Origin of the sequence: Paenibacillus sp. P13VS (genome assembly GCF_015143645.1) — a bacterium.
Lineage (GTDB): Bacteria > Bacillota > Bacilli > Paenibacillales > Paenibacillaceae > Paenibacillus > Paenibacillus xylanilyticus_A.
In genome coordinates this window covers 254,703-270,118 of record NZ_WYEV01000007.1, presented here as the reverse complement: position 1 = coordinate 270,118, position 15,416 = coordinate 254,703, and the positions used below count along the sequence as shown (strand labels likewise).

General features: G+C 47.5%; 13 protein-coding genes. 10 read left to right on the top strand and 3 right to left on the bottom strand.

From position 1 onward, the window contains the following. Positions 1-82: 82 nt before the first annotated feature. Positions 83-694 carry a TVP38/TMEM64 family protein gene (locus GUA98_RS19460; RefSeq protein WP_193724146.1) on the bottom strand — a complete coding sequence of 204 codons (612 nt, stop codon included), beginning with the start codon at positions 692-694 and terminating at the stop codon, positions 83-85. 198 nt (positions 695-892) lie between these two features. On the opposite strand from GUA98_RS19460, the gene GUA98_RS19455 reads away from it, so the two are divergent. Both GUA98_RS19455 and GUA98_RS19450 read left to right on the top strand, forming a co-directional pair. Further along, positions 893-1,831 carry a Gfo/Idh/MocA family protein gene (locus GUA98_RS19455; protein ID WP_193724145.1) on the top strand — a complete coding sequence of 313 codons (939 nt, stop codon included), beginning with the start codon at positions 893-895 and terminating at the stop codon, positions 1,829-1,831. A 49-nt stretch (positions 1,832-1,880) separates the two neighbouring features. Next, positions 1,881-2,195 (top strand): hypothetical protein, encoded by a 315-nt coding sequence (locus tag GUA98_RS19450; RefSeq protein ID WP_095290350.1) that lies wholly within the window; start codon positions 1,881-1,883, stop codon positions 2,193-2,195. Positions 2,196-2,216: 21 nt separating this feature from the next. Here GUA98_RS19450 and GUA98_RS19445 read toward each other — a convergent pair whose 3' ends face one another. Further along, the gene (locus GUA98_RS19445) at positions 2,217-3,035 is read right to left on the bottom strand and encodes a helix-turn-helix domain-containing protein (RefSeq protein ID WP_095290352.1); all 819 of its coding nucleotides are present in this window, start codon (positions 3,033-3,035) and stop codon (positions 2,217-2,219) included. Between the two features lie 160 nt (positions 3,036-3,195). Here GUA98_RS19445 and GUA98_RS19440 point away from each other — a divergent pair, with 160 nt between their 5' ends. The 6 genes from GUA98_RS19440 to GUA98_RS19415 all read left to right on the top strand — a co-directional run bounded on the left by GUA98_RS19440 (position 3,196) and on the right by GUA98_RS19415 (position 8,725). After that, positions 3,196-4,308, top strand: coding sequence for a Gfo/Idh/MocA family protein (locus GUA98_RS19440; RefSeq protein WP_193724144.1), 1,113 nt, complete (start codon positions 3,196-3,198; stop codon positions 4,306-4,308). Positions 4,309-4,523: 215 nt separating this feature from the next. Then, positions 4,524-5,492 (top strand): sugar phosphate isomerase/epimerase family protein, encoded by a 969-nt coding sequence (locus GUA98_RS19435; protein ID WP_193724143.1) that lies wholly within the window; start codon positions 4,524-4,526, stop codon positions 5,490-5,492. Positions 5,493-5,516: 24 nt separating this feature from the next. Further along, positions 5,517-6,245 carry a ThuA domain-containing protein gene (locus tag GUA98_RS19430; RefSeq protein WP_127537906.1) on the top strand — a complete coding sequence of 243 codons (729 nt, stop codon included), beginning with the start codon at positions 5,517-5,519 and terminating at the stop codon, positions 6,243-6,245. Positions 6,246-6,565: 320 nt separating this feature from the next. Continuing rightward, positions 6,566-6,862, top strand: a complete 297-nt coding sequence (locus tag GUA98_RS19425) for a winged helix-turn-helix transcriptional regulator (RefSeq protein ID WP_148565210.1) — start codon at positions 6,566-6,568, stop codon at positions 6,860-6,862. A 237-nt stretch (positions 6,863-7,099) separates the two neighbouring features. Then, entirely contained in the window at positions 7,100-7,831 is a 732-nt protein-coding gene (locus GUA98_RS19420) for a hypothetical protein (RefSeq protein ID WP_193724142.1), read from the top strand. Positions 7,832-8,014: 183 nt separating this feature from the next. Beyond that, positions 8,015-8,725 carry a hypothetical protein gene (locus GUA98_RS19415; protein ID WP_095290362.1) on the top strand — a complete coding sequence of 237 codons (711 nt, stop codon included), beginning with the start codon at positions 8,015-8,017 and terminating at the stop codon, positions 8,723-8,725. Positions 8,726-8,829: 104 nt separating this feature from the next. Here GUA98_RS19415 and GUA98_RS19410 read toward each other — a convergent pair whose 3' ends face one another. Continuing rightward, positions 8,830-9,546 (bottom strand): Crp/Fnr family transcriptional regulator, encoded by a 717-nt coding sequence (locus GUA98_RS19410; RefSeq protein WP_095290364.1) that lies wholly within the window; start codon positions 9,544-9,546, stop codon positions 8,830-8,832. A 440-nt stretch (positions 9,547-9,986) separates the two neighbouring features. On the opposite strand from GUA98_RS19410, the gene adhE reads away from it, so the two are divergent. Together adhE and pflB are read left to right on the top strand one after the other, a co-directional pair. Beyond that, positions 9,987-12,599 (top strand): bifunctional acetaldehyde-CoA/alcohol dehydrogenase, encoded by a 2,613-nt coding sequence (gene adhE, locus GUA98_RS19405; protein ID WP_193724141.1) that lies wholly within the window; start codon positions 9,987-9,989, stop codon positions 12,597-12,599. Positions 12,600-13,134: 535 nt separating this feature from the next. Next, positions 13,135-15,393: a formate C-acetyltransferase gene (pflB, locus tag GUA98_RS19400; RefSeq protein WP_193724140.1), complete on the top strand. Its 2,259-nt coding sequence runs from the start codon at positions 13,135-13,137 to the stop codon at positions 15,391-15,393. Positions 15,394-15,416 lie beyond the last annotated feature (23 nt).

The following is a 15,416-nucleotide window of genomic DNA, read 5'->3' as shown; positions in this document are numbered from 1 at the left end:
ACTTCTATTATATCCTGAATTGGCAAGCCAACCAAGCCGGACAGGGACGATGAAGCTCGTTAGTCATGTTAATGAATAATCATCAGGTCTTTTTTCGCGAGCGAACACGAAACAGCAGTAAGACGAGGGCCATAATGGCAAAGTAACCCACAAAAATGACCAGACTCGTCCAGATGGAAGTTTCCGCTTGCGCGCCCGCATAGGCAAAAATTAAAATGGCAGGCATTTTGCCAATGGCCGTAGCCACCATGAACACCCAAAAAGGTGTGTAGGTAATGCCGGCATAGATATTGACCGCAGTTTGAGGCACAACGGGAAGCAGGCGAAGCGTCATAATGCCCATAAAGGGATGCGCCTCCATCCAGGTGGTAAAACGACTCAATCCACGGATGCGATCCAGGTAAGCTCTGGCCTGATTACGAAAAGCATATCTCGCTCCCGCATAAACGAGCAGTGCTGCGAGGGTGGTCCCCACCCAGCATACCCAGGCTGCTGTTGTGGTGCCGTAACTGTACCCCAAAGCTGCGATTACAAACTTGTAGGGAATCACAGGTACCAACGCAAAAAGCATTGCTATGATAATGAGAAGGGGGATGGACTGATTCTGATCGGTCCATGCCAGCAGTTCATATCTGTAAATAAACGTGACTCCGGCGAGCAAAACATACAAGAGGAGCCATAACCATTTCCGCAAATCCCCAAACGCTCCTTTCAGGTCAGGGCACTACTCTAATCTCCTGATCCTATATGCCTATCTACCCAAGTGTACCACGTTCGACCGGGAACCGGATAATTCAACCCTTCTTGCGCTGATCAACTGGCATGTTGCTGGCTGAAGGGTTACACTATAGGTCGTGGAACTTAGAACTCATCTGAAGGTGGAATGCTTATCATGGAAACAACGAAGCGAACCCGAGCTGGGATCATCGGACTTGGGGGTATTGCTCACAAAGTATACTTGCCCCTGTTAACCGCGCATCCTGATGTGGAAATTGCCGGCATTATGAACCGTTCTCCAGAGCCGGTAACGGCTGCTCAGCATGCTTATAGATTAAATAACGGAACGACGGATCTGAAAGAACTATTGTCCTGGGATCTGGATGCCGTTTTTGTACATACAGCAACGGAAGCACATTTTGATATTGTCATGCAATGTTTGGAACGGGGACTGGCTGTATATGTGGACAAACCGCTGTCCTACACCTTGCGGGAATCCGAAGAAATGACTGCTTTTGCCGAGGCGCAGGGGCTGCTCCTTGCGGTAGGTTTTAACCGAAGATTTGCACCGATGTACCAGAAAGCGAAAGCGTGGATGCAAGGGGGGCAGGGGTTTGAATCCCTGATGTTAACGAAGCATCGGACAGGCGTTCAGCATCTTCCTGCAGCAAAAACGATCTATGATGATCTGATTCATATGCTGGATCTGATGTTATGGTATTCGGATCATCATGTGGAGCTGGTTCATCAATGGGTCCGCACGAATGAGTTGGACCAGCTTCTTCATGCTGCCGGATCAGCCAAGCTTGGAAGAAAGGCCATCGGCAGATTCGATATGGTGCGCGAGGCGGGGGCTGACCTGGAGAAGATCGAACTCCACGGCGGAGGCAGATCAGTAGAAGTTGTGAATATGGAAGAGGCCAGATATACCGAGCGCGGAGAGCTTGAACGCAAGGAAACTTTCGGCAGCTGGGACTCTATATTAACGCGCAGAGGATTTAGCGGAGCCGTAGATCATTTCTTGGCTACCCTGGACACGCCGGACGATTGCATCATTAGCTCCAGTCACGTAATGGATAGCCATGAGCTCGCAGAGCAGCTGGTTCGTAAGTGATTTTTGTTGCAAAAGGGATAAGACATAACTCATATGGAGGAATGGCACAATGGACGAATATGAAAAGGAACGCAGAAAACAGATCGAGGAAGCGGTCGTAGAGACCTATAAACAGGAAGAAGAAATGATGATTTTGGTATTCGCCCAGTGGTGTGCCAATCATGGACTGGACCCCGAAGAAATGTATCGGCAAGCTTACCCGGATCAGCAGAGCAATGAACGGCTGCAGCAAGTGCTGCAGCTGGTCGTGCCGAAGGAAGAAGCCGGAGAGATTCCGGATGATACGGTACTGGGTGTGTTGTCCATGTTTGGCAACGAAGACTTGGCCATGGTGGTATCGGAGGCAATCGCCGCGCGCAAATAAGCAGAATGTACGTATAATACCTTACATCTGTTCCCGGTGAATGAGCCGGAATTCCTTGGGCGACATGCCGAACCGGGAGCGGAATACGCGGTGGAAATACGTGTAATTGTTAAACCCCGACGATTCGGCGACATGCTCCAGCGTCATTGGACTGAAGATGATCCGTTCTCTGGCCATGTTCAGCCGTACGTCCAGGGTATACTGCATGATACTTTTGCCAAACGCTTCTTTGAACAGATGAACACCGCGTGACACACTGATGCCCACATGGGTTGCTACATCTTCAAGTTTGAACAGGGAGGAAGCATTCTCCTCGATATAATTTTTTATTTCATACGCCACATAGTTGGTGTTGGTGATCGTCGGATGTTCAGAGAGAAGACGATCCACTTCCAGACATAAGATACGCATGTAGTAGCTGGATATCTCTGGATATGGATTGGAAATTCGACGCTGCTCCAGCACGAGTTGACGGAACAGGGTCAGCAGGCTTTCGGTCAATTCGACCTTAATCCGGTTTGGCCTTTTGTGGCGTTCCCACCATTCATCCACCCAGGAACCATTAAAAAAGATATGGTAGTCACCGCTCTCTACGAGTCGTTCTCCCATCGGATTACGTTCATTGTCTATTTTGAGTTCATAAGGCTCGTCCGGACTGAAAAGAAGCAGATCGCCCGCATCGACGAGTGACATCTCACCGTCTATTCGTGCCCGGCAGCGACCGTCGGTCTGCAGCCTCAGAAGGTAGTTCTTAACCCCGTCGGGATGAATACCCGCATAAGGTTTGCGATGAAATGAGAAGCCTGCTGTAAGAACCTGGCAGGAATAATCGGTCGGCATTGGCATACTCCTTGCAATTTGAAAATTATGACCAGATAGTTCATGTTTCGATCATATTATTCATTTTAATTGAACCCAAAACGGAATACCATAGTATTAAATTCAAGGCACTAAACATTCATCACAGCTTCTCACCATGCGTAAGGAGATGAACGTCACATTGGAGAAATTAAAAGCAGGCATCATCGGGTGCGGTAACATCAGCGCCATCTATCTGGAGAATCTGAAAAATAGCCCGCTCATTGAAATTGTAGCCGTAGCGGACTTGATCCGTGAACGTGCTCAGGAACGGGCAGATGAATTTAATATCGCAAACGTTTACAATGTAGATGAGTTGCTGCAAAATAAGGAAATCGAGCTTGTGCTGAACCTGACGGTGCCTGGCAGTCATGCCATGACCGATCTGGCTGTGCTCGAATCAGGCAAGCATGTCTATGCCGAGAAGCCACTGGCCATTTCGCTTGAAGACGGCCGCAAAGTCATTGAACTTGCGGAAGAAAAAGGATTGTATGTTGGTTCCGCACCGGATACCTTCCTAGGATCAGGCATTCAGACGGCACGTCAGGCTATTGTAGACGGTCTGATCGGGAAACCGATTGCGGCGACTTCTTTCTTCATGGGTGGTGGACCTGAAGCATGGCATCCCGATCCCGAGTTCTTCTACATTGCAGGAGGAGGACCTATGTTTGACATGGGACCATACTATCTGACAGCGCTGGTTACATTGCTGGGACCTATTCGGAGAATCAGCTCTTCTGCAGGCATTCAGATCACCGATCGTGTTATTGGCTCGGGACCGAAGGAAGGAACGCCTCTCCGGGTACAAACTCCGACGCATCTGGCAGGTACCATCGATTTTACCGACGGAGCTATTGCAACGATGATTACCAGCTTCGATATTCGTGGAGCTTCGGACTTGCCTCGTATTGAGATCTATGGAACCGAAGGCACGCTGAGTGTACCGGATCCTAACTATTTCAATGGGGAAGTGAAACTGCGCAGATTCGGTCAGGATACATGGGAGACGGTAACCCCTGTCTTCGAGAGCAGTCAGAATGAACGCGGAATTGGTGTTACCGAGATGGTCGAATCCATTCGTGCCGGACGGGAACACAAAGCCAGCGGCAAGCTCGCATATCACGTGCTAGAAGCGATGCATGCATTCCAGCGCTCTTCTCTGGAGGGTAAGCACGTTATGCTTGAGAGTACTTACGATCCAAATGCAGCGACCAAAGCAAATGAGGATCAGACAGAAATTGTGCAATCGAATTAAGGTTATTCAACTGATTTAAGTTGAAGTTCAAGCACCACAGGAAGATGGTTTTTCCATCTGGAATAACCAGTATTGTTACGTTTAATTTCAGGATAGAAATGCTCTAGATTTTCCACACTATTAAAACAAACTTGTGATCTGAACGGTACATTTATGCAGTTCTTGGTTCATTTAATCAGCAATTATTCGATATTTAATCCAGGGAGGAATCGCACTTGAAACTCGGCGTATTTTTGGTACTATTCGGAGGACGTAAATTGGAGGATGCACTTGATTACGTAGCATCCAAGGGTTTGAAAGCAGTAGAGATCGGAACTGGAGGTCATCCAGGCAATGCACATTGCAACCCGGAGGAGCTTTTGAACAATGAAGCAGCACTGAACAACTTTAAAAATGCAGTGGAATCACGCGGTCTGACCATCAGCGCACTGAGCTGTCACGGTAACCCGCTTCATCCGCAAAAGGATATCGCCAAAGGTTTCCACGATGATTTCGTGAAAACAGTTCAATTGGCACAAAAGCTGGAAGTTCCTGTAGTGAACACATTCTCCGGATGTCCGGGAGACCATGAAGATGCGAAGTATCCGAACTGGCCTGTTGCACCGTGGCCGAATGATTTCCAGGAAGTGTTGAAATGGCAATGGGAGAACAAAGTGATTCCGTACTGGACAGAGTGGGGCAAGTATGCAGCAGATCACAATGTGAAAGTAGGATTGGAACTGCACGGTGGATTCTCAGTGCATACTCCAGCTACATTGTTAAGACTTCGTGAAGCTGCAGGGGAAGTTATTGGTGCGAACCTGGATCCAAGTCACATGTGGTGGCAAGGAATTGATCCGGTGCAAGCGATTCACATTCTGGGACGTGAAGGCGCGATCCATCACTTCCATGCTAAAGATACAACGATCGATCCGGTAAACGTAAACAAATATGGTTTGACAGATATGCAGGATTACACAAACATGCTTGACCGCGCTTGGCAGTTCCGCTCGGTAGGTTATGGTCATGATAACAAGACTTGGGCAGATATTATCAGTGCCCTGCGTCTCGTAGGCTACGATTATGTTGTAAGTATTGAACACGAAGACGGTCTGATGTCGGTTGAAGAAGGATTCTCTAAAGCTGTACAAAATCTCCAGCAAGTATTGATTGAGGAACCGCTGGGCGATATGTGGTGGGTTTAGAGCTATACTAGGGGGAAATTGAATATGATTAACGTCACCATTTGGAATGAGTTTGTCCATGAGAAAATTCACGATGAAGTAAGGGAAGTCTATCCAGACGGATTGCACCGGGCGCTGGCAGACGGACTCGGCGGCGAAGGATTTGCGATTCGGACAGCTACACTGGATCAGCCTGAACACGGCTTAAGTGATGAGGTGCTGAATTCCACAGATGTGTTGATATGGTGGGGACATATGGCACATGATCGTGTAAGCGACGAGGTCTCACAGAAAGTTGCACAGCGAGTACTGAACGGCATGGGACTGATTGTTCTGCATTCCGGGCATTTCTCCAAACCGTTCAAGGCCTTGATGGGCACCAGTTGTGATCTGAAATGGCGTGTAGCTGACGAACAGGAGATCGTATGGTGTGTCAATCCTTCTCATCCGATTGCGGATGGGATTGAAGGCAAGATTGTACTTGAAAAGGAAGAAATGTACGGTGAATTCTTCGATATTCCGGTACCCGATGAGCTCGTGTTCGTAAGCAACTTCCAGGGTGGGGAAGTATTCCGAAGCGGCTGTACGTTCCGTCGGGGCGAAGGCAAAATCTTCTACTTCCGTCCAGGTCATGAAACCTATCCGACGTATTACAAGCCGGAAATTCTGAGAGTGATCAGCAATGCAGTAAAATGGGCGTATCCTGCCCGCAGCTTCAAGCCGCAATTTGGCAAGAGCGAACCTGTAAGACCATTTGGTGGCGTGCTGGTCTAGGCCGCAAAAAGTAGTATCTGATGGGCAAATGAAACGGTATACCTAAGAACCCTTCTCCGAGTCAAGTATGACTGTGGCAGTTGGGTTCTTTTTGGGTAAGATAGGTACATGGGCGTTATACGATATTTGCCATGGTTCATCGAATCGTCCTGAGGTATACTTGTTGTATAGTCAAAGTGCAAAAATGCCTATTTAATTTTAACTTTTTTACGGCAGACGTTTTCTTTGTGACGTAAATGTGTTATTATGAAATATACTAACTAAATGTAAGTTCAGTGATCTCTAAAGAGGTGATTAATGTGGAAGGCCAAGATTTACGGATGTGTCCGCGTTTTGAGACGGCATTCTCGTTTTTGGGCAAACGCTGGAACGGTCTGATTATTCAAACGTTGATGAGTGGGTCTAAGCGATTCAAGGATATTTCCAACCTGATTCCGTCAATGAGTGACAAGATGTTATCTGAGCGGATGAAGGATCTGGAGAGTGAAGGTATTCTGATTCGTCATGTTTATCCCGAGACGCCGGTTCGTATTGAATACGAGCTAACAGAAAAAGGGAAAGCTTTGCAGCCTGTCATGAACCAAATTCAGGATTGGGCAGAGCAATGGGTAGATTAAACGATTCATATGTCCAGGCTCAATGATGTGACCTGACAACAGAGAGCTCTTGATTTCGCTGAAATCAGGAGTTTTTTGTCTTATAGGCTTACTTAGTCAACATGGCTTGTCTGTTCAATATACAGGAAAGTAGAAAGAAACCACCTTTTTCCTGCAGGCCTTGCACATATTGACAGAAGTTATAGTATAATTTAAGAAAAATGGCCGCAGGCGGCCGGAGCGAGGAGGCCACTTGTCATGAGAGAAGAAAGCTTATCCCGTGAAGTACGCTACGGCAAACATGATATTGCGGAACTTGAGAGCGCATCCATTCAGGTTCATCTGATTTACAAAAAAGCTGCGGAACTGTTTAAATATTATGTTAATCCCCGCACGGGTAACCACCAGGACCCAGGGGAAGCAGTTCCACTCGGAAACAGCACTGGGCAGGAACTGGCCCCGGTCGTCCTGCAAAAGTGGATTCAGACATCGTCAGGCTGGAAATGCATTGGTTGTGAAATAAGATACCCAGGGTCTGTGCAGGATAAGCTGGATGATGATTTTGAACGCGGTCAGCTTATTGGAGCTGCCGGGAAACGAAAATATGTGAAACCTGAAATGCTAATTCAAGCCATTGTATGGTCTCAATATGAAAAAATCAGGCTGCTGGCACCCTGGCTTGGTGATGAAGCTTTTTATACCACAGAAGAGCTGGATGTCATCGCCCGCTACATTGTACCGACATACTTCTCAGAACGTCCCCTGCATGAACAGGGCAAGCTCTTCAAGATTCACCATCCGTACAGTCAGATCCCGCTGTATCAGGAATACGTAACAGCTCCTACATTCTGTGTACAGATGGATGGAGAGCTGCTCGAAGGGCGACTTTTGACAGGTGTATATGTGTCCGAGGAACAGTTCCATGGGCTTAATCCGTACCTGAAAAATGGGGACGGGGGCCGGACTTATATGCAGGCTTGTGTTCAATAGAGGGTAGTTAAATATAAGGGTCGAACGATCCGAACGAAGGAGCCCGCATGCGGGCTCTTTGTGCTGCAGGAAGGAATCTGGAAGAAAAGTAACGGCATTGACACTTTTTTTGGATGAATATTGTGCCATAATAGAGGTTATGGACAACAGGGTGAAGATTTTACGCAGGGTGGTGTTACCGACATGATGAAGAAGTTCCCCGGTTACATCGGTTTATGTTTGCTTATCATGGCAATTCTAGCCGGATGTACAGAGACACAGCCTTCTGAACAGCCGGTGGTCAAGGAGACCGATACTTCCAATACCATTACCGTTGCTGTCGATGGAAGCACTTTTTTGCCTGATGCAACGAAGTCAATCAAGAGGGATTTTAGTGAAGGACTCACGCTTAAGAAGGCGCTATTGAACAGTGGTCTGGTTGATTTTACGGCCGACGGCAAGCGGATTCAATCCGTAGGGGAAGTTTCACTTGATTCCTCGCTAAGCTGGGCAGTTAAGCTAAACGGCAAGGATATTGATCCGGAAAATTGGGGCATGGAGCTTCATGCCAAGGATGAAGTGATCATTTACGTAAAAGCCGCCGACAGTAAAGGAGAAGGTGTTGCATATCAGACAACCCTGCTCAAGATCAGCGGCGGCAATATTATGCCAGACCTTAATCGTCAATATGCGGGTGTCTATATCCAGGAGTGCACGGTTCGGGATGTACTTAAGTCCAGCGGCATCGTCCGAATGTCGGAAAATAACAAATACGTCGTTTCGGTTGAAAATGTTGTTCCACGCATGAATCAGCGTTGGGTGATCATGGTGAATGACAAGGAACTGATGGAAAACGGTTTGGATATGAAGTTGAATCCACGGGATGCGGTTAAATTACAGTTAACGGCATCTTAAACATAATTATAAAAGCCCGGACCTCTGCAGGAGGACGGGCTTTTTTCATGTCACTTATAGATTAAGCTCATAACCGAAAGGTGATGACTTTAAGAACTTAATGCTTAGATGCGGCAGATCTCATTGGGACATAATTCACAATGGCAGATGCCTTGGAGCATTTTCAGGTCCTTGATAACAATCATGCCGTTATCATATTCAATAGCATCTTTTTTGCGCAGATCGCTAAGCATGCGGTTCACACTTTCACGGGTAGCTCCAATCATGTTGGACAGATCCGTGTGGGTAATTTTTTTATGAATAATCACGTGATCGCCGTGAGGCTCGCCATAGGAATTGGACAACCGGATCAAGGTGGAACAGAGCGCACCAGGTTTGCCGTATAACATCAGGTCACGGAATTTGGTTTGAGTTAAGCGGTGATGTATGCCCATCCATTTCATAAAATCAATGGCGAAGTCACAATGCTGACAGATCAGCATCTCCAGGTCTTTGTGCTCCAATACACCGATTTCACTGTCTTCCAGCACTTCGGCCGAGAACGTATGCTTGGAACCGAAGAATGGATCTGCCTGACCAATCATATCACCGGACTGGTACATGTACATGATAAGCTCTTTGCCTTCATCCGTTGATTTGGTGATCTGGGCACGACCCCTTTTCATATAATAAAGCTTGTCGGACACATCACCTTCCCAATACAGGTGGGTCCCTTCAGGATAGGTACGGTCTTTCATGGTTACGAGCAGATGATTGAAGTTCACTTCCGAGAAACAGTTGGTATTGCCGCGTTTTTCCATGACACTCAGTTGTTCTCTCATAAGTCTATCTCCCCTTTGTATCCACCGGAGGGGGATTACAATCATGCTGCACTCCGCGCTCCGTGGTTCGCCGCAACCGTTACCGTCCTGACTAGGGTCATCTCCGCCGGGGAGGACGGTACAAATTGCGGTGGTTCAATTTTTAAGTTCAGTATATACCTAATCTTACCGTTTGAGGGGCATGGAAAGGGGGCAAAAATGGCGAAATTTCAAACATTGTGATTAAATTCACTTTGATGAGGGAAGGCTGCATTTGACAGCTATATAATTTAAATAGGAAGTGAAAATGCCCTGTAGAAAGAACTCCAAAAACTTAAATTAAATTTGTTATACTTTGTGAAAAAAATCACATAATTACCCTTTTCGACATGTTACGATGTGTACGTAAAGAAGAGAGACAAACCAAAAAAACAATACGAACCTTTAGGAGGATGAGGGAGATGGCTGTAAAGAACGAAGTCGCCCCAGTAAAAGAACCGACAGCAGGTCAGTATATTCAAACGTTAATTGACAAAGCGAATAAAGCACACGCAGCATTCATGTCCATGGATCAACAACAGATTGACCGCATCGTGCAAGCCATGGCACTGGCAGGTCTGGACAAACACATGATGCTTGCCAAAATGGCGGTGGAAGAAACCGGCCGCGGAGTGTATGAAGATAAAATCACCAAAAATATCTTTGCAACAGAATATGTGTACCACAGCATCAAATATGACAAAACCGTAGGCGTGATCGAAGATAACGAGTATGAGAGCTTCCAGAAAATAGCGGAGCCTGTCGGCATTATCATGGGTATTACCCCGGTGACCAATCCGACATCCACCACGATGTTCAAAGCGTTGATTTCCATCAAAACACGTAACCCAATCATCTTTGGTTTCCACCCTTCAGCTCAGAACTGCAGCCGCGAAGCCGCCAAAATTTTGCTTGAAGCCGCGGTGAAGCATGGTGCTCCGGCCGACTGTATCCAGTGGATTGATGATCCTTCCATGGACCGTACGAATGCACTGATGGATCACAACGATGTGGCGCTCATTCTGGCGACAGGTGGATCAGCAATGGTACGCGCAGCGTACAGCTGTGGTAAACCGGCACTCGGCGTGGGACCAGGGAACGTACCTTGCTTTATCGAGAAAACGGCAGATATCAATCAGGCTGTAACAGATCTGATCTTGTCCAAATCATTCGACAACGGTATGATCTGCGCCTCCGAGCAAGCGGTCATCATCGAAGAACCGATCTTCGATCAGGTGAAAAAGAAAATGATTGCGAACGGTTGTTATTTTGTCAACAAGGATGAAGCTGCCAAATTGACAGCAGGGGCCATCAATGCGGAGAAATGTGCGGTTAACCCGGCAATTGTCGGTCAATCGGCAGTAACCATTGCGCAAATGTGTGGTATCGAGGTTCCGGCTGGCACCAAAATTCTTGTAGCAGAGATTGAAGGCGTCGGCACCAAGTTCCCGCTGTCTGCAGAGAAATTAAGTCCGGTACTGGCTTGTTACAAAGTAAAAACGGCAGCTGAAGGGATTGAGCGTGCTGCGGAAGTGGTTGCCTTTGGCGGCATGGGTCACTCCTCCGTTATTCACTCGAATAACGAAGAAGTGATAAACAAATTTGCGGATCGTCTGCAAACGGGACGGATTATCGTGAATTCGCCATCCACACACGGCGCCATTGGGGACATCTACAACACCAACATGCCGTCATTGACCCTGGGATGCGGTTCATATGGCCGTAACTCGACCTCATCGAATGTCACTGCCGTCAACTTAATCAACGTGAAAAGGGTGGCTCGCCGTACCGTGAATATGCAATGGTTCAAAGTGCCGAACAAAGTGTACTTCGAAAAAGGAGCAACGCAGTATCTGGCCAAAATGCCTGATATTACTCGCGTAGCCATCGTTACGGATGCCATGATGGTCAAACTGGGCTATGTGGAAAAAGTGGAGCATTATCTGCGTCAACGCCAAATGCCGGTAGCAATCGAAGTATTCTCGGATGTAGAGCCTGATCCATCAACCACAACGGTAGACCGTGGTACAGAAATGATGCGCCGCTTCCAGCCTGACTGCATTATCGCTCTTGGTGGTGGATCACCAATGGACGCTGCCAAAGCCATGTGGTTGTTCTATGAATATCCAGACACGGACTTCAACGATCTGAAGCAAAAATTCATGGATATTCGTAAACGGATCTACAAATACCCACGCCTCGGATCAAAAGCAAAATTCGTAGCGATTCCGACAACATCGGGTACAGGATCGGAAGTAACATCATTTGCCGTAATCACAGATAAAAATCTGGGCAACACCAAATATCCACTGGCAGACTATGAGCTTACACCGGATGTAGCCATCGTAGACCCTGAATTCGTCTATTCACTGCCAAAAACAGCCGTTGCAGATACAGGTATGGACGTACTGACTCATGCTATCGAAGCGTATGTATCGGTTATGGCCAATGATTACACGGATGGTCTGGCGATCAAAGCGATCCAGCTGGTATTCCAATACCTGGAGCAATCGGCGCTGCAAGGGGATAAACTGGCACGTGAGAAAATGCATAATGCTTCGACGATTGCCGGTATGGCTTTTGCTAACGCGTTCCTGGGCATTAACCACAGCTTGGCACACAAATGGGGCGGACAGTATCACACCGCACATGGACGTACCAATGCAATTCTGATGCCGCACGTCATTCGTTATAACGCGAAAAAACCGACCAAATTTGCATCTTTCCCGAAATATTCGCACTTTGTAGCAGATGAGCGGTATGCTGAAATTGCCCGAATTCTGGGATTGCCTGCACGTACTACAGAAGAAGGGGTGAACAGCCTCATCAATGCAATTCGCAAACTGAACAAAACACTCGGTATTGAGGAATCGTTCCAGGAAATCGGATTTGATGCCAAGGACTTTGAAGCTCATGTGGATTACTTGGCCGATCGTGCTTTCGAAGATCAATGTACAACCGCCAATCCGAAACTGCCGCTGGTGACTGAACTGGCAGACGTTTACCGCAATGCCTTCTACGGTCGGTTTGAATAAACAACTATAGCAACAGCAGGGTTTAGGCAATAGGTTCAGGGTTCCCCGGGAGGGGAGCCCCGATTGCCGTTTTTTGTCGATGACGGAATCCTTTGTGGATCCGTTGAACGGTTTGGTATTCACACAATAACGGAGAGGGCAGAAAAAACTGAAGAAGCGAAGCGCTCGCCTTTATCAATGGATTTTCCCAATTAGAATAAGGAATGAAAAAAATCCAGTGATAACAGCGATCGGAAGTTGTTCTGGCCTGCGCAGTGTTTAAGTGTGAATTATGGGGTTCACCCTGATCCAGCAATGGTGGAGTGAGGAAGTTCACTAACTTTGTGATAAAAATCACAGATGGTGAAACGCGCAAGACGTATACTGAAAATGTAAGAAAAACATCCATCCCGCGGTTCCGGTTCCCATGTAGAGAGAACGTGTTCCGGCTGATATGTGAAAAAGTTCACATTAATCGCGGCTCTGGGCACAGATGAGACGATTTTGCTTGCACCCTGTCATGTGTCCGGAAATCCAAATTTGTGGAGGGATTACTATGTCGGTGATCGAAAAAGACGTAAAACAACAAACAGGCTGGAGAAACTTTACGAAAGGCACATGGACTAAATCCGTGGATGTGAATGATTTTCTGGCACACAACCTGTCTCCGTATTACGGGGATGAAGCATTTCTCGCAGGGGCAACACAGAACACCAAAGACCTGTGGGACATCGTATCTGATCTGACCAAAAAAGAACGCGATAACGGCGGTGTACTGGATGTGGACGTAAACACTCCGGGAACGATCGTGTCTCACCAACCAGGGTATCTGGATCAAACGAAAGAACAGATCGTCGGTGTGCAAACTGATGCTCCATTCAAACGTTCCATTCAGCCAACAGGCGGAATCCGCATGATGATTGATGCATGTCAGGCTTACGGCTTCGAAATGCCTCAAGAAGTCATTGATATATTTACTAATATTCGCAAAACACATAATCAGGGTGTATTCGATGCATATACATCCGAGATGCGCGCAGCGCGTAAAGCTGGCATCATTACGGGTCTGCCTGATGCTTACGGCCGCGGCCGCATCATTGGCGATTACCGCCGGGTTGCTCTGTACGGGGTGGACTTCCTGATCCGCGCCAAAAAAGGAGAACTGAACGCTCTTGAAGTGGATGTCATTGATGAAGATGTCATCCGTCTGCGTGAAGAGTTATCCGAACAAATCCGGGCTCTGCAGGAATTGAAGCAGCTGGGCGAAATGCATGGCTTCGATATTTCCCTGCCGGCTACCACGGCAAAAGAAGCGTTCCAATGGCTGTACTTCGGTTACCTTGCTGCGATTAAAGAGCAAAACGGTGCTGCGATGTCCCTTGGACGTGTATCTTCATTCCTGGATATCTACATTGAACGTGATCTGCAGGAAGGCCTCCTGACTGAAGAACAGGCTCAGGAACTGGTTGACCATTTTGTCATGAAATTGCGGATCGTCAAATTCCTGCGTACACCGGATTACAACGAGCTTTTCAGCGGTGACCCGACATGGGTAACCGAGTCTATCGGCGGGATGTCCGTGAACGGGGAAACACGCGTAACGAAAAACAGCTTCCGTTTCCTGCACACACTGCACAATCTGGGACCTGCACCGGAACCAAACCTGACCGTACTCTGGTCTACCAAACTTCCGGAAGCATTCAAAGAGTATTGCAGCAAAGTGTCCATTGAAACGAGCTCTATCCAATATGAGAATGATGATCTGATGCGTCCAATCTACGGAGACGATTACGGGATTGCCTGCTGTGTATCGGCCATGAAGATCGGTAAACAAATGCAGTTCTTCGGCGCTCGTGCCAACCTGGCGAAAGCACTGCTGTACGCGATTAATGGTGGACGCGACGAGAAATCCGGAGCACAGGTCGGACCGGAATATCCAGCCATTACAAGCGAAGTATTGGACTACAATGAGGTCATGAAACGGTTCAAACCGATGATGGAATGGCTGGCTAAACTGTACATGAATACCCTTAACGTAATCCACTACATGCATGACAAATACAGTTATGAACGGATCGAGATGGCTCTGCATGACCGTGATATCGTACGTACCATGGCCTGTGGTATTGCCGGCCTGTCCGTTGCAGCCGACTCCCTGAGTGCAATTAAATATGCAAAAGTGAAACCGATTCGTAACGAGCAAGGAATCGCCGTTGATTTTGAAATTGAAGGAGATTTCCCTTGTTACGGTAACAATGAAGACAGCGTCGACAGCATCGCGGTTGAACTGGTAGAGAGCTTCATGGGCATGATCCGCAAACATAAAGCGTACCGCAATGCCATTCCAACCCAATCCGTACTGACCATCACATCCAATGTGGTCTACGGCAAAAAAACCGGTACTACACCGGATGGACGTAAAGCAGGCGAACCGTTTGCTCCAGGTGCCAACCCGATGCATGGACGTGACAAAAAAGGAGCTCTGGCATCCCTGGGTTCTGTAGCCAAATTGCCTTACGAACACAGCCTGGACGGTATCTCCAACACATTCTCGATTGTGCCTAAAGCGCTCGGTAAAGAGTCCGATACTCGCAAATCCAATCTGGTTGCCATGATGGACGGTTATTTCGGTCAAGGTGCTCACCATCTGAACGTGAACGTGTTCGATCGTCAGCAGTTGATTGACGCCATGGAGCATCCGGAAAACTATCCACAATTGACCGTAAGGGTATCCGGCTATGCCGTAAACTTCATCAAACTGACGCGTGAGCAGCAGCTGGATGTCATTAACCGGACCTTCCACGGTTCGATGTAATAACACGGTAAACAGGAGAAGAT